Source organism: Metabacillus kandeliae, from assembly GCF_021166585.1.
Lineage (GTDB): Bacteria > Bacillota > Bacilli > Bacillales > Bacillaceae > Metabacillus_B > Metabacillus_B kandeliae.
In genome coordinates this window covers 64,397-87,695 of record NZ_JAJOZE010000011.1, presented here as the reverse complement: position 1 = coordinate 87,695, position 23,299 = coordinate 64,397, and the positions used below count along the sequence as shown (strand labels likewise).

The following is a 23,299-nucleotide window of genomic DNA, read 5'->3' as shown; positions in this document are numbered from 1 at the left end:
AGGAGGTTTTCTAAAAATGCAGGCAGTCAACAAACAGGAAGTCTTTACAAAAGCCTCGATCTATATGGATACGACCGTCACCATTCAAGTAGTCTTGCGGGATTCCAATATAAGAAGTGCCTCTCAAGCTGTACAGCGGGCTTTTCTCGCCTTTAGGCATGTTGAGCAGGTTTGCAGCCGCTTTTCCTCTGACAGCGAAGTGATGCAGCTGATCAAAAAAGCAGGCACCCCTCAGCCGGCAAGCGACACACTGTTTGAGGCAGTCAGGTTCGCTCTTGCCGTAGCAAAAGAAACAAACGGCGCTTTTGATCCTGCTATCGGCGGGCTGATGGAAGACTATGGATTTAACCGGCACTACTTAACGAGAAAAAGGCAGCATAGTGATTTGGCCGAAAAGGATGGTGCTTATACAGATATTGAACTGGATGAAGCGGCGCGGACGATTCTGCTGAAAAAACCATTGATTCTTGATTTGGGCGCTGTAGCAAAAGGGCTTGCGATTGACCTTGCAGCGATGGAGCTGAACAAATTTGAAGGATTTTTAATAAATGCGGGCGGCGATATTTACGCCGGGGGTTTAAATGAACATGGTGAAAAGTGGAAGGTCGGCATTCAGGATCCTGCTGAAAAGGATAAGCTTGCCGGCACGATTGAGCTTTCGAATAAGGCCATTTGCACTTCAGGCAGCTATGCACGCAGAAGTCCTGTGAATGCTGCTGAGCATCACTTAATGCACCCATCACTGAAAAAATCCGCTGGCAGTCTCGTCAGCTGCACGGTCCTCGCGCCGTTTGCCATGATGGCTGACGCTTTTTCAGCTGCAGCATTTATCCTCGGCCCTGACAATGGAAAAGCTTTGCTGGAAAGAGCAGGCCTGCAGGGGATGCTCATCGAGCCTTCTTTTCACACTGCGTTTTCAAAAGGAATGGAGGAAGTATTAGGATGAATACACATCAAACAAGAGCAGGCCGATATGAAAGAATCGAGGACCGGGCCGCACCGCACCCCCTCCAGAAGTTCTTTAGAACCCCAAAAGGGTATGTGCTGGCTATTCTCTTTATTTTAGGAGCAGCCGGAAGCCTGCATGCAGGAGGAATGGAAGGTATTAAAAGCACCGGGATTGCCGTTTTAACGGCTGCGGTGCTGGACAGTATTTTGTCCTTCAGATTAAAGAAAAAACTTCGGCTGCCAGATGGCGCGATCTTAACAGGCCTGATCATCGCCCTCGTTCTTAATCCGGCTGAACCGGCATACGTTCCTGCAGCGGCATCTGCTGCAGCGATCCTGTCCAAGCACCTGTTTAGAGTAAGGAAAAAGCCGCTGTTCAATCCGGCTGCCTTCGGACTGCTTGCGGTTCTGCTTCTGTTTTCAAGCGGTCAAAGCTGGTGGGGAAGCCTTTCGCTTCTTCCCGTATGGTTTGCGGCAATTCTTTTGATTGCAGGCTTTTTGGTCACAAGCAAGGTCAATAAATTCCCGCAGGTGCTCTCTTTTATGGGAACGTATTGCCTTATCATGCTCATCATGGCTTTCATGGGGACTGGTGCTGTATCAGATGCCCTGCGCAATCCTTTCATTAACTCTGCTTTGTTTCTGGCCTTTTTCATGGTAACCGACCCGCCGACATCGCCGGCAAAATACAAGGATCAGGTGTGGTTCGGGATCATTGCCGCTCTTGTAAGCTGTGCTGTATATTTCCTTTTTGGCGGTTTGTCTTATTTATTAATAGGACTGCTTGCGGCAAATGCATGGAAAGCTTTTTTTACAGGAAAAAAGCTGAAAATAGCATAATGCAGATGGACTCTTAGTTTCCCTCCTTCCATTTAATAGAGCAGCCGTTCATGTTATAATATACGGATCAATATACGGAAGCCATGAAAGCCTCCGCATATGGAGGTGGAACAGATGAACAAAAGATGGACAATCAGTGAAATCAGAGAATTTGTTGAAAAAAATTCAGATAGTAAACTCCTTTCAACGGAATACCATGGTTTTTCTCAAAAGCTGCAATTTCAATGTGCCTGCGGCAATACCTTTGAAAAAACATTTACTAAATTCAAAAACAAAAACCAGCGGAAATGTGATGTATGCCAGCCGCCAAAAGAATCGCGATGAGCTATGGCAAACAAAAACCCCCAGCAAACTTTTTAAGCCTGCTGGGGGTTTTAATTTTATTCCTTATTATCCTTCCTGCGGACTCCCGTGTCCAAGCCTCTTCCCCTCTGCATCCTTGGCTGCATCATCCAAAGAAACATCTCCGGTTTCAGGTGCCCAGGCAATCGAAACGACCGCACCGATTAATAATACGCCTGCAAGCCAAAGCATTGAGGGCCCGAGTCCAATTGATTCCATGCTGACCGGAAGAAAAAACGTCCCAATGGCTGCTCCAATTCTGCTTAAGCCATTGGCAAGGCCGATGCCGGAACCTCTGATTTCTGTTGGAAAAAGCTCTGCCGGGTACACCTGGGTAATATTTGAGAAACCTGACATGACAAAGGTAAAGAGCAGAAAGAACGGCATCATGTAAAGAAAAGGACCGTTTGGCCATATGCCGAGCAAAGACAAACTGGCTGCAAGAATCACAAAGGATCCGATTGTGAATTTTCGCCGCGTCATTTTATGCAGGAACCAAAGCCCTGCTATTCCTCCAAGGAGAAGAAAGCCATTAAGAAGAACATTTCCGAGAAACTCATCTTTTATTTTCATCTGTTCCAGGATAAGCGGGAGAAAGGTATAGATTGCAAAATAAGGCAGCACGTTGCAAATATAAAACAGTGCCGCAAAAGCAGTGCGGACAGCGTACTTTTTGCGAAAAAGATCCATGAAACCAAGTGTCCTGCTCTCTTTTTTGACTTCATGAATACTCACATTTGCCCCGATATATTTATGAATAATGGCCTTTGCTTCTTCAATCCTTCCCTTGGACATCAGCCATCTAGGGGATTCAGGCGTGCCGATTCTGAGAATCAGGACGAGAATCGCCGGCAGTGTGCTGCTTGCAAGAAGCCAGCGCCAGGAATCAGGTCCAGCCTGGGCAAGCAATGTTCCTGCAAAATAAGCAGCAACATATCCGACTGTCCACATAACGGTTAATGTTCCGAGCAGGCTGCCGCGGTGTTTTTTGGGTACAAACTCAGATACGAGCGCAGGCCCGATCGCATAGTCAGCTCCAATGCAAAATCCGATAATCAGCCGCAGGATGAAAAGTTCAACAGGGCCCTGTACGAAAAATTGAAGAGCTGAAGCAATAGCTAAAAGTAAAAAATCATATAAATATAATTTCTGCCTGCCAATGGCATCCCCAAGACGTCCCAGCAGGATAGAGCCGAGAAAAATCCCAATAAGCGCTGAGCTTCCGAGCAGACCCATCCACGATGAACCTAGATTCATCTGAGGGCCGATTAAGGCAAGCGCTGTTCCTATGGCGCCGAGGCTGTAGCCGTCTGAAAAATTCGCTCCAAAGGTCAGCGCCGTTATTTTAAAATGAAATTTATTCAGCGGGGCACTGTCCAAATCTTTCACATCATTCAATTTTCTTTTTCCTCCTTCTTTCTCATAACTAAATAACATTACCCTAACTTTTTTGGATCAAACACCTTTGACTGTGACTGATTAGATACGAGCTTCTCGTTTTCTTAATATAACCAAATCTAAAAACAAAAAAGCAGCATGCCTACAGCGTGCTGCTTTGCTTTCCTATTGGAAGCCTGACAATGAAGGCTGTTCCTTTTCCAACGGTGCTGACTGCTTTAATGTCCCCTTTATGAGCTTTTACAATCCATTCTGCGATCGACAAGCCAAGGCCTGTGCCGCCTTCTTTCCTTGTCCTGCTTTTGTCGCTGCGGTAAAAGCGGTCAAAGATTTTCGGCAGATCGCCTTCCGGTATGCCGATGCCGCTGTCCTTCACTTCAATTTGAACAGCATGTGCTTCCTTTTTGCAGGAAATAGCAACCTGCCCCTTTTCCCCTGTGTATTTCACTGCGTTATCCAGTAAGATTAACAGCAGCTGATGAAGCCTGTCCTTGTCGCCTGTGAAATGCAGAGGTTCTGCGGTGCACTTCAGGGTGATTTCCTTCAGCTCCGCAATCGGCTGAAACTGTTCGGCTACAAAAGATACGAGTTCTCCGATATCAAAGCTCTTTTTTTCAATCAGCCGCTCGTTCGAATCTGCCCTTGAAAGAGTTAAAAGATCGCCGACAAGCTTGTTCATCCGCTTCACTTCGTTCAAGCTTTTATAAATTCCTTCGCTTTCCTCTTCAATTGTGTGCCCCGGCTTCCGGAACAGCAGCTCAAGCTGTGTCTGAAGAACAGCAAGCGGTGTTCTAAGTTCATGGGAAGCATCCTGGGCGAACTGCGCCTGCTTTTCCCATGATTTTTGAATCGGTTTTAAAGAGAGCCACGCTAAAAAAGAACCGGCTGTTAAAGAAACGGCCAGAGAGACGGCAATGCCGCTCAATATCAGCTTCAGCAGCTCATCAAGGGCATTTGTTTCAGCATCGATGCTCAGGACAAGCATGACTTTATCTGCTATATCATCTTCGTCCTTATCGAAATCACCCTGTATGCCAGGCGGTGCGCTGACAGTCAGCGTCCTGTACGTCTCTCCCTCAACGGTCCTTGTCTCAGGTTCTTTGCCGCCTGGTGTTAAATCATCCAAGTCTGATGTAAACAGGGCCTTTTCAGGAAACATGCCGACAAATTTATCCTTCTTCCAAAAAAGATAAGCTACTTTGCCGCGGTCAATCTCCCGCTCGTGCGCATGCTCTCCCCTGATCCCTTTGAATCCTTCCCTGTTCATTTGCTCCGCGATCCCTAAAAGCTTTTGATCCGTCTCCCTGAGAAGCACCCGATCCATATAAAAGTACATCGCTATTCCAAAAGCGAGAAGCACAAGAAAGAAGATCAGCGCGTTCCATAGCACAAGATGAAGGCGGGTCTTTTTAAACATTCTCTGTATCACCCTTCAGCATGAAGCCGACTCCCCTGATGGTTTTTAAATATTGATCACATTGGCATTTTGCAAGCTTCTTGCGGAGATGATGAACATATACATCCACAACTCCGACGCCCGCTTCCGAGGAAAATCCCCATAATCTGTTAAAAATCTGATCCCTTATAAGAATCTGCTCTTTGTTTCTTAAAAAATATTCCAGCAGCTGCATTTCTTTTACTGTTAAATGGAGCGGCTGCTCGCCTGCAAAGGCTTCTGTGCCATCCTCTTTCAGCCGGATCGGACCGTAAGAGAGAAAACCTTTGTCCTGCTGTTCATTTTGCCTGAGAAGCACACGCAGGCGGGCAAGAAGCTCCGGTGCGGCAAACGGCTTGATTAAATAATCGTTGGCTCCGGCATCAAGCCCCTTTACCCTGTCATCTATACTGTCTTTTGCTGTCAGAAATAGAACAGGGGTATTCACCTGATTGTTCCGCAGCTCTTTGACGATCTCAACGCCGTTCATTTCAGGGAGCATGATATCCAGCACAATGGCGTCATAAATAGCATGTGAAGCCATAAAATAGCCTTCATCGCCTGAAAGCGAAAAATCAACCTGATAGTTTTCCTCCATCAGAAGTGCCGCAATTCCTTCCAACAGCGGCTTGTCGTCCTCTACAATCAATATCCGCATACCATTCTCTCCTATATATAGACCTTCTTATTAGTATACTTGTTTATTTTTAAAATACTTTTAAACGGCGCATTTTCAATACGGCACTGTTCATTTTTCTGTTGATTTCAGTTCGCAGGCGTTGGGCTTCCCGTCTGCCGCTCCAATCTGCAGGTGCATAAAAACCAACATTCTTCTATAACAAATAAAAACCTCCCAAAACTTCGGGAGGTTCTCTCATTTAGTATTTCATGCCTGCTCCATACGGATAGCTGCCGGGTATATCCACAGGCAGTGTGCCGCCGGGCTGTTTGCCGTAGATGACATCGACGGCCGCTTCAATGGAATTCATGTTTCCTTCGAGCCATTTGTCGAGAGCATAGGAAGCGAGATAAGCGTCAGCGCTTTTCTCATAATCTTTGATGTCATACGGGAGACCGAGCGAAACGGCAATCACCGGTTTCCCCGTCTTTTTCAGGGCTTCCACCAGCTGGGCCTGAGCCTTTGGCAGCTGCCCTTTGGAATGAGTGCCGACGATGATGCGGTCAGCATCCTTCGCAATGGCTGCAGCTTTCTGAATTTCTTCAGAGGTGGGCTCCTGTGATTCTGACTGCCACTGCATCACCTTGTCATTGGAAACTCTTTTCACTTCATTTGCCATCGTATCTGCCTGTACCACACTCGCAATCATCGTCTTCTTTCCTGCATTTTTCTTTAAAGGCAGAACGGAATTATCTTTCAAAAGTGTAATCGATTGAGCTGCAATGCTTTTCGCTATCTTCATATGCTGCTTGCTGCCGACGGTTTTTAGTGCCTTGCTGACTGAAGCGGGCTTTTGCTGAAAAAGTTTGTACTCCAGCTTTTTTATTAAAATTCGTTTCACACTGCTGTCGAGCCGCTTGTTTGGTATTTCTCCGTCAAGGTAGGCATCGTAAAGAGATTGAAAGGTTTCCACTTGTTCTTCATAGGTGCCTGTTGCCATAATCATATCGGCTCCAGCTTTCACCGCCATGACGGCAGCTTCTCCTGCTCCGTAATTATTTTTAATTGCACCCATGTTCATCGCATCAGTAATGATAATCCCTTTAAAATGAAGCTTATCTCTTAAAAAGCCATTCAGAACTTTAGGAGAAAGAGTGGCAGGCAGCTTCGGATCGATCGCGTCCACGATCACATGCGCTGTCATGATAGAGCTAACACCGCTTTTTATAGCAGACTTAAATGGGGGCAACGCTGTTTTTTCGAGATCTGCTAAGCTGTCTTTTACTTCAGGAAGCCCTGTGTGCGAATCAGTGCCCGTATTGCCATGTCCGGGAAAATGCTTGGCAGAAGACATGATTCCTTCTCCTTGAAGTGTCCTTACCTGTGCCGCTGTCATTTTGGAGACAAGGTCAGGGTGGCTGCCGAAGGATCTGACGCCGATCACTGGATTTTCAGGATTTGTGTTCACATCAGCAAGCGGTGAGAAATTCCAGTTCACGCCGAGCGCTTTTGCTTCGATTGCGGTAATCTTTGAAACTTTCTGTGCAGCTCTTTCGCTTTTTGTGGCACCTGTTCCCATTTGCCTGGGAAACATGGTGGATTCATCAGGATAGCGCTGGACAGCACCAAGTCCAAGATCGGCTGCGCCGTATTCGAAATCAGCTCCAATGAAAAGCGGGATGCCGCTTCCATTTTTGCCTTTTGCCCATTCCTGCAGCTGGTTATTATAGCGGACGGTTGTCTTTTTGCTGCGCTTTCCGAAAAGGATGACCGAGCCTGCTTTATATTTTTGAATGATTTCTTTAGTTTGATTGTTTGGCATTTGCCGTTCATCATCGAATGTTGCCGGCATGACCATCTGGCCGATTTTTTCACGTGGAGACATTTGCGACAGGTATTTCTCTGCTTGGGCTGAAAGTGAATGATTCTTGGCAGGAGCAGCGGCAGTAAGAGGGACAGAAGGCAGAAGTAACATGAGGACAGCAATCAGAAGCCACTGAAACCATTTTTTCATCAATATTCCTCCTTATAATGTTAGCGCTTGCATACCGTATTGCTTATACCCTCTTTCTTCCTCCAAACGCCTCGTAACCCTAAAAAAGGGAGAATAAGACTATCTAGATTTTTGGCAAAAAAATACGGCGAAACGGATTTCCCGTTTCGCCGCATTCTTATTTTTTATGCATTTTAAACTCCAGGAACAGTTCGTTGTAATGAGCAAGCATTCTTTTCCCAAGGTTCTGGTAAACCTCCAGTTTATCCGTTACATCAGGATCAGGATAGAATCGCTTGTCTTCTGCGATTTCCTTCGGCAAATAGTTCAGCGCCTTTTCGTTCGGCGTGGAGTACCCGACATACTCAGCATTTTGAGCCGCATTTTTCGGATCCAGCATAAAGTTGATGAACTTGTGGGCACCTTCCACATTATTCGCTGTTTTCGGAATAACCATGTTATCGAACCAAAGATTTGAGCCTTCCTCAGGGACGACATAATCCAGCTTATCATTCTCGCCCATAATTTCAGAGGCATCACCGGACCAGACGACACCGACTGCTGCTTCTTCATTGGCAAGCAGCATTTTGATTTCATCGCCGACGATTGCTTTCACATTCGGGGTAAGCTTATCAAGCTTCTGCTTCGCCTGCTGCAAATGGGCCTCTTTTGTATCATTCAGGGAATAGTGAAGGCTGTTCAGACCCATTCCCATTACTTCCCTTGCTCCGTCAGCCAGCAGGATTTGATTTTTCAAATCTTTGCCCCATAGATCATTCCATGAGGTAATCTTTTTGCCGTGAAGCATGTCTGGATTATAAACAATCCCGACCGTTCCCCAGAAATAGGGAATGGAATATTTGTTGCTGGGATCAAAGGATAAATTCAGGAACCGGTGATTAATATATTTCAAATTCGGAAGCTTTGACTGATCAATCGGCTTCAGCAAATGCTCTTCCTTCATTTTGCTGATGGCATATTCAGAAGGTACAGCAACATCAAAGGTGGTTCCCCCCTGAGCGATTTTTGTCATCATTGCTTCATTGGAGTCAAAGGTTTGATAGATGACCTTTATTCCTGACTCCTTCTCAAATTTAGTAATCAGTTCAGGATCAATGTAATCGCCCCAGTTGTAAATGGTCAGCGTATTTCCGCCTGAATAGCCTTCAGAAGAATTCATTTCGGAAATGACGTACTGCAAAAGAAGAGCGATTACTACAATGGCAAGAAAAGCACGGACAAGCTGCTTCATTTCACAGCCACCACGCTTTTCGGCCGTTTATTCCGCTGATTCAGGAAGTAGTAGCCAACCACAAGGATGATGGTGACAAGAAAAATCAGCGTTGACAAAGCATTGATCGGCAGGGAGATCCCCTGACGCGCTCTTGAATAAATTTCAACGGATAAAGTGGAAAAACCGTTTCCAGTCACAAAGAACGTAACCGCAAAATCGTCAAGCGAGTACGTCAAGGCCATGAAAAATCCAGCGAAGATGCCTGGTGTAATAAACGGCAGCACGACTTTTGACAGCACTTCAAACCGGCTTGCACCTAGGTCCCTTGCAGCGTCTATCAACGTCGGGCTCATTTCCTGCAGCTTCGGCAGCACCATCAGCACAACAATCGGAATACTGAAGGCCACATGAGACAAGAGCACGGAAATAAAGCCAAGCTTAACACCGGCAATCGTAAACAAGATCAGGAAAGAAGCACCGATAATGACATCGGGACTTACAATCAGCACGTTATTCAGACTGAGAAACGTATTTTTCGTCTGGCGCTTTTTCATATTGTTAATAGCAATGGCCCCCATCACTCCAAGAATCGTTGCAATTGCAGAGGAAAGCAGGGCGATGACCAGTGTATTTAAGACAATAATCATCAGGCGGGTATCCTGAAACACTTCTTTATACCATTCAAGGGTAAACCCTTCAAAATCATGCATATCTCCGCCGCTGTTGAACGAGTAATACATCAAATAAAAAATCGGCAGATACAAAATCGCAAAAACGAGCACGAGGTAAAGGGTTGAGCCAACTTTTTTCTTTTTCATTTTTCAGCCCTCACTTCCTGTTCCCTGTCAGAATCATAATAATAGCCATGGCGATGATTAAAAATACCGCGATGGTGGCCCCCATGCCCCAATCCTGTGTGACAAGAAAATGCTGTTCTATTGCTGTACCAAGCGAAATAACCCGGTTTCCGGCAATAAGGCGCGTAATCATGAACAGGGAAAGTGACGGGATAAATACTGCCTGGCAGCCCGCTTTTACTCCATCAAGCGTAAGCGGAAACACCACTCTCCGGAACGTCATCCAGGAAGAGGCGCCAAGATCTCTTGCCGCGGCTGTCAAGGACGGATTCATTTCCTCCAGTGCGTTAAAGATCGGCAGAATCATAAATGGGATAAAAATATACACTGAAACAAAAACAAAGCTGAAATCTGTGAAAAGAATCTGCTGCTGGCCGATTCCAACCATCTCTAGCACAGCGTTTGCCGGTCCGTATGTCCCGAAAATGCCGAGAAAAGCATATGTTTTCAGCAGCAGGTTGATCCATGTTGGCAAAATAATCAGCAGAATCCACAGCTGTTTATGCTTCGTTTTTGTCAGTAAGTAAGCTGTCGGATAAGCAACAAGCAGGGAAAACAGCGTAATCAGAAAAGCATACCAAAAGGAACTGATTGTCATTCTTAAGTAAACAGGTGTGAAAAAGCTGGCATAGTTTTGAAAGGTAAAATGCCCTTCAATATCAAACAATGAATAATAGACAATAAGAGCGATCGGGGCCGCGACAAATAGCAGTATCCAGAGCAAATAAGGAGCAAAGTAGACGTTTCGTATCGCTCTATTTTGCATTTCCGGCCTCACTGTATGCTTCCAGGCGCTTATCAAACTCTTCTTCTGATTCATTAAAGCGCATAACATGGATGGCTTCCGGATCAAAACTTAATCCAATCTCGTCGCCGACAACCGCTTTTTTCGTTGAATGAACAAGCCACTCATTGCCAGCTTCGTCATAGCAGCAAATTTCGTAATGCACCCCTCTGAACAGCTGGGAATCCACTTTCACGTGCAGCTTCCCCTGCTCCTTGCGGGTAATTTCCAAATCCTCCGGACGGATCACCACTTCAATCGATTCATTCGGGTTTAAGCCCCTGTCCACGCACTCAAACTGCTGGCCGGCAAATTCCACCTGGAAATCGCGGATCATTTTTCCCGGTGCAATGTTTGACTCGCCGATAAAATCAGCCACAAAACGGTTAATCGGTTCATCGTAAATGTCTGTCGGCGTTCCGCTCTGTTCAATTCGGCCTTTGTTTAGTACAAAAATTTCATCAGACATCGCAAGTGCTTCTTCCTGGTCATGCGTGACGAAAATAAACGTAATGCCAAGACGGCGCTGCAGTTCGCGAAGCTCATACTGCATCTCTGTTCTGAGCTTTAAATCAAGGGCAGACAGCGGCTCATCAAGAAGAATAACCTCAGGTTCGTTCACAATCGCTCTTGCAATCGCAACCCGCTGCCTCTGACCGCCTGACATCTCACTGATTTTTCTGTGCTCATAGCCTTCAAGGTTAACAAATCGAAGGGCTTCTTTTACTTTTGCTTCTACATCATTGTTCTTCAATCGTTTAATTCGCAGTCCAAAAGCTACGTTTTCGTAAACATCAAGGTGCGGGAAAAGCGCATAATCCTGAAATACTGTATTCACCTGGCGTTTATTCGCTGGAATTTTATTAATCACTTTTCCGTTAAAATAAATGCTGCCTTCTGAAGGCTCCGTAAATCCGGCAATCAATCTGAGAATCGTCGTTTTTCCGCAGCCTGAAGGGCCAAGAAGGGTGTAAAATTTCCCCCGCTCAATTTCGAAGCTTACTTTGTCGAGGACAGCTGTGCTGCTGTCAAATGTCATGGTTACATCCTCAAAGCGGATGATCGTCTGTTCTGTCATGGCGGCCTCCTATAAATAAGAATCTGTAGCGATCAGAAGCAGCTCCGCCGTTCCATCGCCATCATTAAATAGCTGGTGTTCCTCACTTGCCTGAAAATAAATGGATTCGCCCGCTTTGGCACGGTAATACTGCTTTCCAAGCTTCAGGCAAATCCGGCCCTTCAATACATAGCCGAATGTCTCCGAAAGCGAAGGTTCAAAAAGCTTATACTCGCCGCCCTCCTGCAAAGTAATTTTTACCGGTTCCATTTCCTTTTCATTGGATTCAGGTACAAGCCACTCTACTTTGTACCCTTTTTCCTCATCCTCATATTCTCTCTGGTCATCCTCTGTATAAACCACTTTCTGCAGCCGTTCCTCATCATTGAAGAAATCATTCGGCTTGCAGCCAAGCACTTCCAAAATACTGAAAAAGGTCTCAAGAGACGGTGAACTTAAATCCCGCTCAAGCTGGGAGATATACCCTTTGCTAAGATCTGTACGCTCACCAAGCTCCTCCTGGGTCAGCCCCTTCTGCACCCGAAGGTTTTTAATTTTTTTGCCAATCTGCATATGTCAGCCTTCTATCTTGTTTAAAATAACTAAACTTCCAGTAACGAAAGTTTGTTTTAACGAAACTTAAAGTTTACTATCACAATTACTAAATTATACAGACTGCGAGGGAAACTTCAAGGAAAATGTTTGGGGGATTATTGGTAATTGATTTGGACGGGATAGGCTTTTATTTTATGAAATGCCGGCTTTTGAGGGGGAGAAGCGGGTTATAAAGAGGAGCATGCTCAACTATGAGTCTGCAAAACCGCTTTCTGCTCCTTTAAAAAACCTTTTTCGCAGATGGCCACGTTCCATATTCGCCGAACCAGCACACATATTATCCAACCCGAGCAAACATATTCGCCAATCCAGCAGTTATATTCACCAAAACAGCTCTTATATTCACCAGCCGGATATTTCAAAAGAGTCAGCCGCAAATTCACTCATACAGCCATTTCTAAAACAAAAGCTGTGTTAAAGAAGAAGGTTGATTTTTACGCACCTGTTGATTGGAGTGGCAGGTGGGAGACTCCTGCGGGAGTGCAAGTGACGTGAGACCCCGCAGGAGTGAAACGACGAGGAGGCTCCCGCACTGCCCGCGGAAAGCGGACGCCTGCAACGGAAATCAACAGCCAATTTTAACAAAGCTAAAACAAAAAAAGACCCCAAAAAGAGGTCCTTCACTGCTCACGTTATAAATGTCGGTTTGTGCTGCTTCAAAGACGGTTCGCCGAGCTGAAGCGGCCGTCCAGTATGCACGTCAAGCACTGTTGAGGCTTCAGCGAACCAGCAGTCCGGAGCTTCGGCGCCCCAGAATGTCTGCCGCCGCTTGTCATTGATATCCCATCTGATCGGTTCAAAATCAGGATCGATTGTGAGGTAGTCGCCGTTGTACAGCTCAATCCGGTGACCGTCCGGATCTCTTAAATAAAGGAAGAAGGCATTGGAGAGGCCGTGCCTTCCAGGTCCTCTTTCGATACTTGCGCTGTAGCCGAGTGAAGCCAGCACATCGCAGCCCTGGATCAAGGCCATTGGGTCGCTCAGCCAGAAAGCGACATGGTGAAGGCGCGGTCCTGGTCCGTTCATAAAAGCTGTATCATGAACACCGGGCTTTCGGAACAGCCATGCTGCCCAGATGCGGTCATCTTCAGCTGCCGTGTATTCAGAGCACCTGAATCCGAGCTCACCGATGTAAAATTGATAGGCTTTCTCCACATCTGTGACCATGCAGTTGAAGTGGTCGATGCGCTGAACCTTTGCTCCCTGGTAAAGGTCATAACGCTGCAGCAGTCTTTCTGCCCGGTCCATTTTTGCATAAAATTCAAGCGGCATGCCGTTGCTGTCCTGTACGCGAAGGGCGCGGCCGAGAGCGTGCTGCTCGCCTTCTGCAAGCCATTTTGTTTTCATGCCCTTTTGTTCGAACAGAGCCTGCAGTTTATCAAGATCTGCATCCTCTGATACTTTGTAGCTGATCGCTTCGACAAATGGCTGCTGGGCTTTTTTCAGCAGCAGGCTGTGATGACAGTGTTCTTCAAGCCCTCTCAAATAAAGATGGCTGCTGTCTGACTCTGTCACCGCAAAGCCGAGACCCTTTACATAAAACTCGCGTGAAGCGTCAAGGTCTGTTACATGCAGGACGGCCCTTGCCGCCCGGAGAATGTTAAAGTTCACCCTGTTTTCCCCCCCTTATACTGACGTGGACAGCGGCTTTGTTGATCCTGAGCGGCCGAGGAAGTCTTTGATTCTGTCTTTGAATATCTCTTTCTCGTATTGATCAAAGTACGTCATCCCCATGCGGACGGGATCGCCGAAAAAGTAGTATTCATAATGAGTCTGCCTGCTTCCGAAGGCACTCATTGTCACATCCCAGGCAAGGCGGAACAGCTGCACCCGCTCATAGCCCTCCAAATTTTTCCCTTGCAGGCCGCGATGGATCAGCTGGCCGATTTCATCATTTTCAAAGTCTGCCTGCGTTGGAATGCCCATTAATCCTGATGCCCCGAGCACCCGGATGATTTCAGTCAGGCTTGGATAAATCCTTGGAAACCAGTTTCTTGCCGCATCAAGCGCCGCATAGTCGGGTGTCATTGTGCCCCATTGATCAGGCTTAGCATTATGTTCCGCTCTGTAAAGATGGGATTTCATCGCTTCAAGCGTCAGCATGATTTCAGTGCCCTTGTCTTTTACATGCTGAAAACCATCAATGCCGATTGCATCCATCACAGAAAGCGCAATCCCCAGCAGGAATTCTGTTTTGATCACGTTTTTCGCAACGACTTGATGCGCCATGTGCACAACAGCATTTGTTTCGCGAAACGTTCTGTTGCAGATGGAGGAATTGCCGCACACAAAGACGCGGTCCCATGGCACAAAAACATTTTCAAAAGAAACGATGGCATCTCCTTCTTCGAAGCGGGAGGAAAGCGGGTGGTCCCATTCATTCCGGCCAGTGTCAAAGCTTTCGCGCGAAATGAATTTCAGTCCTTCTGTGTTGTTAGGGATGGCGAAGGCAAGAGAGTAAGGATCATCCAGTTCGCCTGCCTGTTTCACCGTTGACGGGAATACGAGTATTTCGTCTGTAATTCCCCCCTGTGTGGCTAAAAGCCTTATCCCGTCTACAATGATGCCTTTCTCGTTTTTCTCCACAAGGTGAAGCGCCACGTTCGCATCCTTCTGCTCAAACTGAGCCTTTGCTCTGTTAACCTGCGGATGTATTAAAGTATGGGTAAGGCTGATGTCATTTTCGCGGGCATATTCATAGTAATTTTTCACATTATCAGCAAATTGCTGTCCGGCTTCTTCAAAAAAACTTGAGGAAGCGCCCATTGCCATAACCTCTGCGTTCAAATAGTCCGGCGAGCGCCCCATCATGCCGCCTGATGTCATCGCCCATTCCTGTGTTGCTTCACGCCTTTTGATCAGATCATCAATCGTTTTCGGCTGCAGGAAGGTCATTCCTGCCGGATTCCCTGTCAGCGGTGACGTGTAAAGCATTTTATCAGCCTTTTCATGCTGCAGATCGTACAGTCTTGCCATTGACTTGATCACTCCCTTAAATGCGGAGTGCTCTGTTACGTCCTTCACTCTTTCGCCGTGAATGTATATATTGTTGTTCGCCGCCTTTAAGCGGCTGATATATTCCTGGCCTGTTTTTGCGGGCATGGTTATTCCCCCTTTCCAAATTGCGGGATGTGGTGATTTCCGAGCGCCACATGAATGACCTTCGGCTCTGTATAAAAATCAAAGGCATAATGCCCGCCTTCTCTTCCGATGCCGCTTGCTTTCATGCCGCCAAACGGAATTTTTAAATCGCGCACATTCTGCGAGTTAATCCAGATCATTCCTGCCTCAACAGCCTGCGCAACCCTGTGGCCCCGCTTCAGATCGTTTGTCCATACATAGCCGGCAAGCCCGTACTTCACGTCATTGGCTGCCTGAATTGCCTCTTCTTCCTTTTCAAATTCAATAATGGAAAGTACAGGCCCAAAAATCTCTTCCTGACAGACCCTCATGCTGTTATCCGCATTCAGAAAAACAGTCGGCGGCACGAAATTTCCCGCTTTTATGTCTTCCGGCACTTTTCCCTGGTAAACCTCGCACCCTTCTTCTCCGGCAAGCTCGATATAGGAATTCACCTTGTTGCAGTGTTCCTTCTCAATGAGAGGGCCGAGCTCTGTTGACGGATCCATCGGGTCGCCGATTTTAATATGATCAATCCGCTTTTTTAACGCTTTTGTAAAAGCATCCTTTATGCTTTTATGCACAAGGACGCGGGAGTTCGCTGTACAGCGCTCACCGTTGAAGGAAAAGATTCCCCAGACGGCTGCATCCAGCGCCCTCTCAAAGTCTGCGTCATCAAAGATAATGAGCGGTGATTTGCCGCCAAGCTCCATTGAGGTCTTTTTCAGGCTGTCAGCAGCATTTTTAATAATAAGTGAGCCTGTTGACGTTTCTCCTGTAAACGAAATCGCTTTTACATCAGGATGGGCCACGAGTGCTGCGCCGGCTGTTTCTCCGTATCCGTGCACCACATTGAACACACCATCTGGCAGCCCTGCTTTATCGATAACCTGAGCCAAAATATTGGCGCTCACCGGTGAAAGCTCAGCCGGCTTCAGCACGACCGTATTCCCTGTTGCCAGTGCAGGAGCCACCTTCCACGTTTCAAGCATAAATGGCGCATTCCATGGAGTGATAAGCCCGACAGGACCGAGGGGCTTATGGATCGTGTAATTTAAAAATTCGCTGTCTGATTGGTACGCATCCCCGTGAAGTCTTGCTTCTACCATGCGCGCGTAAAAGCGAAAGTTTTCAGCCGATCTTGCCGTCATGTTTCTCGTCTGGCTGACGGGAAGGCCTGTATCATAAGCTTCCAGTATCGCGATTTTTTCAATTTCCTCATCAATCACATCAGCAATGCGGTTGATATACTTCATTCGCTCAGAAATTTTCATGGAGCCCCATGGTCCGTTCTCAAAAGCTGCCTTTGCAGCAGCCACTGCTTTTTTGATATCTTCCGCTCGCCCTTCAGCCGTCCTATTAATCTTTTCATTTGTATAAGGGTTGATGTTGTCAAAGGCTGCGCCGCTTTCAGCAGGAAAAAATTCTCCGTTTATATAAAGCTGTATATCTTCCACATTTGCGGTAACTTCACTGATCAGTTTTTCAGAAACCTTTAAAGCCATCGTGTTCCCTCCCCTTTAAGGCGCCACTGTATCTGACAATGCGACGTATTTGCTTAGTACCTCTCTCACTTCTTTTTGCAGCTCCGCTGATGGCAGATCCATCGGCAGCCTGAGCACAGGCTTAATTTTGCCCATCATGCCGAGTGCTGCTTTCAAGGGAGCAGGATTTGTATCCTTAAAAAGAACATCATTCAGCTCCATCAGTTCATAATGCAGATTCAGGGCGGTATCTAAATCTTTTTCCACCCAGGCATCATAAATCTGCGCCACTTTGTCAGGCAGGATATTAGCTGTGGCGCTAATATGCCCAGCTCCGCCTATTGCCAGCATCGGATAGCATAAAAGCTCAATTCCGGAGTAAAGAAGAAAGTCGCGGCCGCACGTTAACAGCACCCTATTCACATGCTCGAAATCTTTGTTTGACTCCTTAATGCCGATGACGTTCGGGCAGTCTTCCTTAATCCGCGCGAGTGTTTTAACGTGAAGGTTGACGCCCGTTCTTCCCGGAATGTTATAAATGATCACCGGAAGATCCACAGAATCCGCAACAGCCTTGAAATGCTTGTAAAGAGCATGCTGTGATGGCTTGTTATAGTAAGGCACGATGACCATCGCCGCATCTGCTCCAATTTCCTGCGCTTTTTTTGTTAAATACAGGGTTTCCTGATGATTGACAGAACCTGTCCCCGTCACAAAGGGGACTCTTCCCTTCACCGCCTGATGCGCTGCTTCCATTAATTGAACCCGCTCATCTGCCGTAAGCGAGCTCGGCTCACCTGTTGTTCCCGTAACAGAAATGCCGTGTGTTCCGCTCTCAATATGCCAATTGATCAATGCTTTGAAAGAATCATAGTCAATACTTTCATCTTCATAAAACGGTGTCACAACAGGGGCAATGGAGCCTCTCAATCTTTGTTTTGCTTCTTGATATGAATTCATTATTTTTCACTCCCCGCTCTAATGAAAGCCCTTTCAAAAAGACTGTACCATGTGGTATCCTATATGAAAAATATGTATTTCATTGGTTTTCCATACAAAAAACGTATAGAAGGGGCATTGCCGATGGAGATGAAACAGCTGCATTACTTCTGCACCATCGTGGAAGAAGGCCAGATTACAAGAGCTGCCAAAAAGCTGCATATGGCACAGCCCCCTTTGAGCCAGCAGCTGAGGCAGCTTGAGGAAGAATTCGGCGTCAAGCTGTTTGAACGGAACGGCCGTTCACTTGAATTGACAGGGCCAGGCCGTATCCTTTATAAAAGGGCAAAGGATCTTCTCGCACAGGCGGCTGATGCTGCGGAAGAAGTGAAAGAAACTGCTGAAGGCGTGAAAGGCGTTTTATCTGCCGGGGCTAATAAATCCTGCTTTGCCCAGCTTGCAGAAAAAATCCGGATTTTTCGCGAAGCCTATCCTTTCACATCCTTCAAGCTCAGAGAAGGCGATACCTTTGCCATCAGCGAGCTTTTAAAGCAAAGGGAAATCGAAATCGGCATTGTCCGGCTTCCGCTTCCAGGTGAAGAATATTCCATGCTGATGCTGCCTGCTGAGCCTTACGTTTTTGTCCTCCCAAAGGAATGGCATCATGCTCCTGGTCCATCCATTACCTTAGAAGAGATGGCACGCTTTCCGCTCCTTCTGCTCCATAGAATTAACGGTGCGGGCCAGTTTGAACTAATTATGAATGAATTTAAAAAACGCGGGCTTTCTCCTGAAATTGTGTGCGAATGCCCTGATCCATCTATGCTCCTCTCCCTTGCCGCCAATGGAGTCGGAGCCACCATCGTTCCAAAATCCACTCTCCAGTCGCTGCAAATGACCCACATGGCTGCTCTTGAAATCGAAGGAGAACCTCTCATCTCAGAATCTGCTCTCATCTGGCTGAAGGACCGCTACTTATCTAAAGGCGCCCGCCGCCTGATTGACATCTTTCAAAACACGCTATCTCTCAAAGTTTAAACAAACGTTTGATTTTTAAGGAGGCTAAGCATGAAAAAGGTTTTAGCTAGAATAAGAGGAACACTGACCGAAGCCGGGGCCATTGATCACAAACTATTTTATAAAGGAAAAGAAGTATCCCTCTTTGACATCGGGGCGCCCGTTCAAGGTACTGTCTACGGCACTCTATTAAACTTTAAAGGCGAGCTTGAAGCATTGGCAGACAAGCTTTATCAGCCGCCGTACAAAAAACCGCCGGAATCGCCTGTACTATACATAAAACCGCGGAATACGCTTGCTGGTCCTGAAGCTTTTGTTCCTTTTCCAAAGGACGCCGAGAAGCTTCAAATCGGTGCAGCGCTTGCTATTGTAATCGGGAAAGATGCAAAAAATATAAAGCCTGAGGAGGCTGCCGCCTTTATCGCTGGCTATACCATCGCCAGTGATATCAGCCTTCCCCACTCAAGCTTCTTCAGGCCGGCAGTAAAAGAGAAAGCAAGAGACGGATTCTGTCCAATCGGTCCATGGATCGTGCCGTCTCTGGAGGATCCAGACGACTTAAGAATCTCGGTTTTTGTAAATGAGGAGCTGCGGCAGACGAACAAAACATCTGACCTAATCCGGCCGGTCTCTGTGCTGCTGTCAGATGTCAGCCGGTTCATGACCCTTTCTGAAGGAGATGTGCTTTTGGCAGGTATTGCGGAAAACCCGCCTCTTGCAGGGATCCATGACAGGGTCAGAATTGAAATTGAAGGCATTGGCTCTCTGGAGCATGCATTTGTTCCTGAGACTGTTTCGCTAAAGGAGGGAAGGCTATGAAGACGGCACGTGTGCAGTACAATGGAAAAGTTATTGCAGCAGCAGAAAAAAACGGCCTGCTGCTGCTTGAGGATGGTTCGGCAGTCAAAGAAGACGAGGTTATCTGGCTCCCCCCTGTTGAACCCGGGACTGTTTTTGCCCTTGGTCTGAACTACGCTGACCATGCAAAAGAGCTCGATTTTCAGGCTCCTTCTGAACCTCTCGTTTTTCTGAAAGGACGCAGCACTTTTACAGGACACCTTGGTAAAACACCAAGGCCTGAAGGGGTCACTTATATGCATTACGAATGCGAGCTTGCAGTCGTCATCGGCAAGCAGGGCAAAAACATTCCGCGCGAAGAGGCGTATGATTATGTACTGGGCTATACCGTAGCCAACGACTATGCTTTCCGGGATCTTCTGGAAAACTACTACAGGCCGAACCTTATTGTAAAAAACAGGGACGCCTCCACACCTGTCGGGCCTTGGCTCGTTCCGGCGGAAGACATTCCAGATCCCATGAACCTTGTTTTGAGGACTTATGTAAACGGTGAGCTGACACAGGAAGGCTCAACGAAGGACATGATTTTTGACATCCCGGCTCTAATACAATATTTGAGCAGCTTCATGACTTTAAATAAAGGCGATATGATCCTAACGGGAACGCCGAAAGGCTCTGTTGATACTCCTGTTGGAGCGGAAGTTGTTACAGAAATTGAAGGCATCGGCAGGCTCGTCAGCACGGTTGTCAGGGAGGGATAAACTATGCCGCACATCATTGTTGAGTACACAGGCAATATCAAAAAGGAAGCGGACATCCCGCACCTTTTAGAAAAGATAAACGGGGTTCTCATCTCAAAATCCCCGCTGTTCCCTGTCGGCGGCATCCGCTCGCGGGCCATTGAACTAAAGGATTACAGAATAGCAGACGGCCAGGAAGATGATGCTTTTGTGCACTCAACTTTGAAATTAGGCGCCGGACGATCGGAAGCTGATAAAAAAACTGTCTGTGATGAACTGTTTGCCGTCATAAGCGAGCACTTCGAAGAACTTTTTGCCAATAGGTACCTCGCTTTATCCCTTGAACTGTATGAATTCAGTGAAGCTGGGACGTATAAGCGGAATAACATCCATGAAAGGTTTAAGAAATAGGGGGATATCGGCGGATGACGATTGGATATCGGCGGATTGCTCCTTTATATCGGGCACTTTCCTCTGAATATCAGCGAACTTCACCTTATATCGGCGCGCTGCTCTTAGGCAGTTTAAAACCGGCTTCTTATTAACTAAGAGCCGGTTTTTTGGGCTGGTTCTTTTATTTAAAGCCGCTCATTTCATTAATATCGCCGCTGTACAACAAATAGCCTGCCTATATCGGCGGATGGCGGGCAGATATCAGCGGATTGCGATTGGATATCGGCGGATTGGTGCCGGATATCGGCGGATTACTCCTTTATATCGAGCACTTTCCTCTGGATATCGGCGAACTTCAGATTATATCGGCGACCTGCTCCCCGGCAGTTTAAAACCGGCTTCTTACTAACTAACAGCCGGTTTTTTGGGCTGGTTCTTTTATTTAAAGCCACTCATTTCATTATTATCAACGCTTTCCAATAAAATAGCCTGCCTATATCGGCGGATGGTGGTTTGATATCAGCGGATGGCGAGCTGATATCGGCTGATTGGTAACGGATATCGGCGGATCGCTGCTTTATATCGAGCACTTTTCTCTGGATATCGGCGACCCTTCAGAATATATCAGCGATCTGCTCTCCGGCAGTTTAAAACCGGCCTTTTATTAACTTGGCTATGTTAAAAAAGAATGCTGATTTAATACACCTGTTGATTGGAGCGGCAGGCGGGAGACTCCTGCGGGAGCAGCGGGACAGGTGAGACCCCGCATGCGCTTAAGCGCAGAGGAGGCTCACCGCCCGCCCCGCGGAAAGCGGACGCCTGCAGCGGAAATCAACAGCCAAATTAGATAAAGCAATTAACTTTTATTGCACTTTTTCTTTACCAAAAATAAGCTGCAACGATGTTTGGTATACTTAAAATAAAAAATTCTTATCTTGAGAGGAGGGACCAGTATTCTTGATTCATTTTCCGTGTTTGTAGCAGTCGCAGAACAGCGTCATTTTTCAAAAGCGGCTGAGCTGCTTCATTTATCACAGCCTGCTGTCAGCATGAAAATCCGCAGTCTTGAAAAGGAATTTGGAGTGAAGCTTGTGGAGCGTTCATCCAAGATGGTGAGACTGACCCGTTCAGGGGAAATTCTCTATAAACATGCCAAGCAGATTCTCAGGGAATATGAGATCGCAAGGCAGGAAATGGATGAGCTGTCTCATACAGTAACAGGGGCGCTTCATATCGGGTCAAGCTTTACAATCGGAGAATACTTGCTGCCGGAAATTCTCGCAGACTATGCGAGGCAATATCCGAAGGTCGATATAGAAGTGACGATTTCCAATACAGATGAGGTCAAAAAAGGGGTTCAGACAAATCTCTTTGATATCGGACTGATTGAAGGCCATGCAAGCGAAAAGGATCTGAACATTGAACCGTTTATGGAGGACCAGCTGATTTTGGTTGTGCCCGCGAAGCATCCTCTTTCACAGACAAGGACCGCAGATCAGGAAGCGCTTCAAAACCAAACCTGGATTTTTCGGGAGCATGGTTCAGGAACCCGAACATACAGCGATGAGCTGATAAAGCAGCTTGGTTTGGCTGTTTCCAAAAGCTTTACCTTCAGCAGCACTCAAGGGGTAAAAGCAGCGGTTATTTCTGGTCTCGGCATTTCCCAGCTATCTGGCCTGACGGTTAAAAAAGAGCTGGAAGCAGGAGAATTGAAGGCTATTCAAATGAAAGACTATCAGCAGATCCGGCCATTTTCCTTTGTAAAAAGAAAGCAGGCCGGAACAGCTAATGCAGCCGCAGCTTTTATGGAAAAAGTGCGCGCCTTTGCAAGAATTCATGCAGGAGAGTAAACGCTGTTTGCTCTCCTTCTTCGTATAACGGCTGCTGCCGTAATCAGAACGGCAACCACTCCAACTGCTGATGGCACAGTCACAATCCAGACGGATGGGTGCTCAAAGATCAGCATAATATAGGCCCAGACAAACACTCCGCCGAAAATCAGGTCATTTTGTTTATGCATAAAAAGAGTAGCGAGCAGAATGGACACAGCAAGCATAATAAAGGTCCATCCTCCTTCATTTAGACCTAATAGGCTCTCTGCCCCAATGCTCCTCATCACCACAAAAGCATCCACGATCGTCGCAACTGAAATCCAGGCGATAAACATGGAAACCGGCCATGTAACATAAAGAGACGGCTCATGTTCATTCTTCATTCTCGTATAAGCACCCATCAGCATCAAAAGTGCTCCGGCGATAAAGAAGATTGATGCTTGCTCCGGGATCACAATTGATACTCCTGAAAAAATCATGGCCAGGGCGAGCCACCCTCCGATTCCATCTGTTGCGTCCTTATCATTCTTTTTCTGTTTGGAAAATGAACGGATAATGAGCAAGAATAAGCCTAAGTAAATTAAAAACCATATGGAAAAAGCAAAAGGATGCGGGGTAAAAAGAGGTTCAGCCTGTTTTGGCTCAGAATCAATCTGTCCTGTCTGCGAGGAAATAATCGAACAGACAATCATCGTAATAAACCCGATTGCCAGGAAGCCTCTTATTAAAGCTGGCTGTTTCATGATGGAGTTCCTCCTTATTCACTTCATTTCTTCAAATTTCCCAGGAAATTTGTCTAATGATGAAAATTCCTGTTTATTAGACCTTACCCTGTTTTCCGCCTCCCTATCCAT

22 protein-coding genes are annotated in these 23,299 nt (G+C 46.6%); 8 read left to right on the top strand and 14 right to left on the bottom strand.

The genetic code is table 11. From position 1 onward, the window contains the following. The first annotated feature begins 16 nt into the window (after positions 1 to 16). The 3 genes from LRR81_RS17665 to LRR81_RS17655 all read left to right on the top strand — a co-directional run bounded on the left by LRR81_RS17665 (position 17) and on the right by LRR81_RS17655 (position 2,112). Positions 17 to 946: an FAD:protein FMN transferase gene (locus LRR81_RS17665; protein WP_231790722.1), complete on the top strand. Its 930-nt coding sequence runs from the start codon at positions 17 to 19 to the stop codon at positions 944 to 946. Beyond that, complete coding sequence (locus LRR81_RS17660; protein WP_231790721.1) at positions 943 to 1,788, top strand: RnfABCDGE type electron transport complex subunit D; 846 nt, start codon at positions 943 to 945, stop codon at positions 1,786 to 1,788. Before LRR81_RS17665 ends, LRR81_RS17660 begins: the two co-directional genes overlap by 4 nt. 114 nt (positions 1,789 to 1,902) lie before the next feature. Beyond that, positions 1,903 to 2,112 carry a hypothetical protein gene (locus LRR81_RS17655; RefSeq protein ID WP_231790720.1) on the top strand — a complete coding sequence of 70 codons (210 nt, stop codon included), beginning with the start codon at positions 1,903 to 1,905 and terminating at the stop codon, positions 2,110 to 2,112. Positions 2,113 to 2,178: 66 nt separating this feature from the next. Here the strand turns inward: LRR81_RS17655 and LRR81_RS17650 are convergent, their stop codons facing one another. The 13 genes from LRR81_RS17650 to hpaI form a co-directional block, all read right to left on the bottom strand. Continuing rightward, on the bottom strand, positions 2,179 to 3,519 hold the full coding sequence (locus tag LRR81_RS17650; protein ID WP_231790750.1) for an MFS transporter: 1,341 nt from the start codon (positions 3,517 to 3,519) through the stop codon (positions 2,179 to 2,181). 151 nt (positions 3,520 to 3,670) lie between these two features. Beyond that, positions 3,671 to 4,945 (bottom strand): sensor histidine kinase, encoded by a 1,275-nt coding sequence (locus LRR81_RS17645; RefSeq protein ID WP_231790719.1) that lies wholly within the window; start codon positions 4,943 to 4,945, stop codon positions 3,671 to 3,673. Continuing rightward, the gene (locus LRR81_RS17640) at positions 4,938 to 5,621 is read right to left on the bottom strand and encodes a response regulator transcription factor (protein WP_231790718.1); all 684 of its coding nucleotides are present in this window, start codon (positions 5,619 to 5,621) and stop codon (positions 4,938 to 4,940) included. Before LRR81_RS17640 ends, LRR81_RS17645 begins: the two co-directional genes overlap by 8 nt. A gap of 220 nt (positions 5,622 to 5,841) precedes the next feature. Continuing rightward, a complete protein-coding gene (locus LRR81_RS17635) occupies positions 5,842 to 7,596 on the bottom strand; it encodes a glycoside hydrolase family 3 protein (protein WP_231790717.1) in 1,755 nt (584 codons plus the stop codon). 157 nt (positions 7,597 to 7,753) lie between these two features. Beyond that, complete coding sequence (locus LRR81_RS17630) at positions 7,754 to 8,827, bottom strand: ABC transporter substrate-binding protein (protein ID WP_231790716.1); 1,074 nt, start codon at positions 8,825 to 8,827, stop codon at positions 7,754 to 7,756. Then, positions 8,824 to 9,627, bottom strand: a complete 804-nt coding sequence (locus LRR81_RS17625) for an ABC transporter permease (RefSeq protein ID WP_231790715.1) — start codon at positions 9,625 to 9,627, stop codon at positions 8,824 to 8,826. Before LRR81_RS17625 ends, LRR81_RS17630 begins: the two co-directional genes overlap by 4 nt. A gap of 10 nt (positions 9,628 to 9,637) precedes the next feature. Further along, positions 9,638 to 10,432 (bottom strand): ABC transporter permease, encoded by a 795-nt coding sequence (locus LRR81_RS17620; RefSeq protein WP_231790714.1) that lies wholly within the window; start codon positions 10,430 to 10,432, stop codon positions 9,638 to 9,640. Next, positions 10,422 to 11,528, bottom strand: a complete 1,107-nt coding sequence (locus LRR81_RS17615) for an ABC transporter ATP-binding protein (protein ID WP_231790713.1) — start codon at positions 11,526 to 11,528, stop codon at positions 10,422 to 10,424. Before LRR81_RS17615 ends, LRR81_RS17620 begins: the two co-directional genes overlap by 11 nt. A gap of 9 nt (positions 11,529 to 11,537) precedes the next feature. Next, positions 11,538 to 12,080 carry a helix-turn-helix domain-containing protein gene (locus LRR81_RS17610; protein WP_231790712.1) on the bottom strand — a complete coding sequence of 181 codons (543 nt, stop codon included), beginning with the start codon at positions 12,078 to 12,080 and terminating at the stop codon, positions 11,538 to 11,540. A 669-nt stretch (positions 12,081 to 12,749) separates the two neighbouring features. Beyond that, a complete protein-coding gene (gene hpaD, locus LRR81_RS17605) occupies positions 12,750 to 13,733 on the bottom strand; it encodes a 3,4-dihydroxyphenylacetate 2,3-dioxygenase (protein WP_231790711.1) in 984 nt (327 codons plus the stop codon). A 15-nt stretch (positions 13,734 to 13,748) separates the two neighbouring features. Next, complete coding sequence (gene hpaB / locus LRR81_RS17600) at positions 13,749 to 15,224, bottom strand: 4-hydroxyphenylacetate 3-monooxygenase, oxygenase component (RefSeq protein ID WP_231790710.1); 1,476 nt, start codon at positions 15,222 to 15,224, stop codon at positions 13,749 to 13,751. Between the two features lie 2 nt (positions 15,225 to 15,226). Next, the gene (gene hpaE / locus LRR81_RS17595; RefSeq protein ID WP_231790709.1) at positions 15,227 to 16,747 is read right to left on the bottom strand and encodes a 5-carboxymethyl-2-hydroxymuconate semialdehyde dehydrogenase; all 1,521 of its coding nucleotides are present in this window, start codon (positions 16,745 to 16,747) and stop codon (positions 15,227 to 15,229) included. 15 nt (positions 16,748 to 16,762) lie between these two features. After that, the gene (gene hpaI, locus LRR81_RS17590; protein ID WP_231790708.1) at positions 16,763 to 17,686 is read right to left on the bottom strand and encodes a 2,4-dihydroxyhept-2-ene-1,7-dioic acid aldolase; all 924 of its coding nucleotides are present in this window, start codon (positions 17,684 to 17,686) and stop codon (positions 16,763 to 16,765) included. A 123-nt stretch (positions 17,687 to 17,809) separates the two neighbouring features. On the opposite strand from hpaI, the gene LRR81_RS17585 reads away from it, so the two are divergent. From LRR81_RS17585 to LRR81_RS17565, 5 genes are all read left to right on the top strand, one after another. Beyond that, positions 17,810 to 18,703, top strand: coding sequence for a LysR family transcriptional regulator (locus tag LRR81_RS17585; RefSeq protein WP_231790707.1), 894 nt, complete (start codon positions 17,810 to 17,812; stop codon positions 18,701 to 18,703). Between the two features lie 30 nt (positions 18,704 to 18,733). After that, on the top strand, positions 18,734 to 19,501 hold the full coding sequence (locus LRR81_RS17580) for a fumarylacetoacetate hydrolase family protein (RefSeq protein WP_231790706.1): 768 nt from the start codon (positions 18,734 to 18,736) through the stop codon (positions 19,499 to 19,501). After that, a complete protein-coding gene (locus tag LRR81_RS17575) occupies positions 19,498 to 20,241 on the top strand; it encodes a fumarylacetoacetate hydrolase family protein (RefSeq protein ID WP_231790705.1) in 744 nt (247 codons plus the stop codon). Before LRR81_RS17580 ends, LRR81_RS17575 begins: the two co-directional genes overlap by 4 nt. A gap of 3 nt (positions 20,242 to 20,244) precedes the next feature. Beyond that, positions 20,245 to 20,631, top strand: a complete 387-nt coding sequence (locus tag LRR81_RS17570; protein ID WP_231790704.1) for a 5-carboxymethyl-2-hydroxymuconate Delta-isomerase — start codon at positions 20,245 to 20,247, stop codon at positions 20,629 to 20,631. A gap of 953 nt (positions 20,632 to 21,584) precedes the next feature. Then, a complete protein-coding gene (locus LRR81_RS17565; protein ID WP_231790703.1) occupies positions 21,585 to 22,463 on the top strand; it encodes a LysR family transcriptional regulator in 879 nt (292 codons plus the stop codon). Here LRR81_RS17565 and LRR81_RS17560 read toward each other — a convergent pair. Next, positions 22,448 to 23,188 carry a hypothetical protein gene (locus LRR81_RS17560; RefSeq protein ID WP_231790702.1) on the bottom strand — a complete coding sequence of 247 codons (741 nt, stop codon included), beginning with the start codon at positions 23,186 to 23,188 and terminating at the stop codon, positions 22,448 to 22,450. The genes LRR81_RS17565 and LRR81_RS17560 overlap by 16 nt on opposite strands. Positions 23,189 to 23,299: the final 111 nt, after the last annotated feature.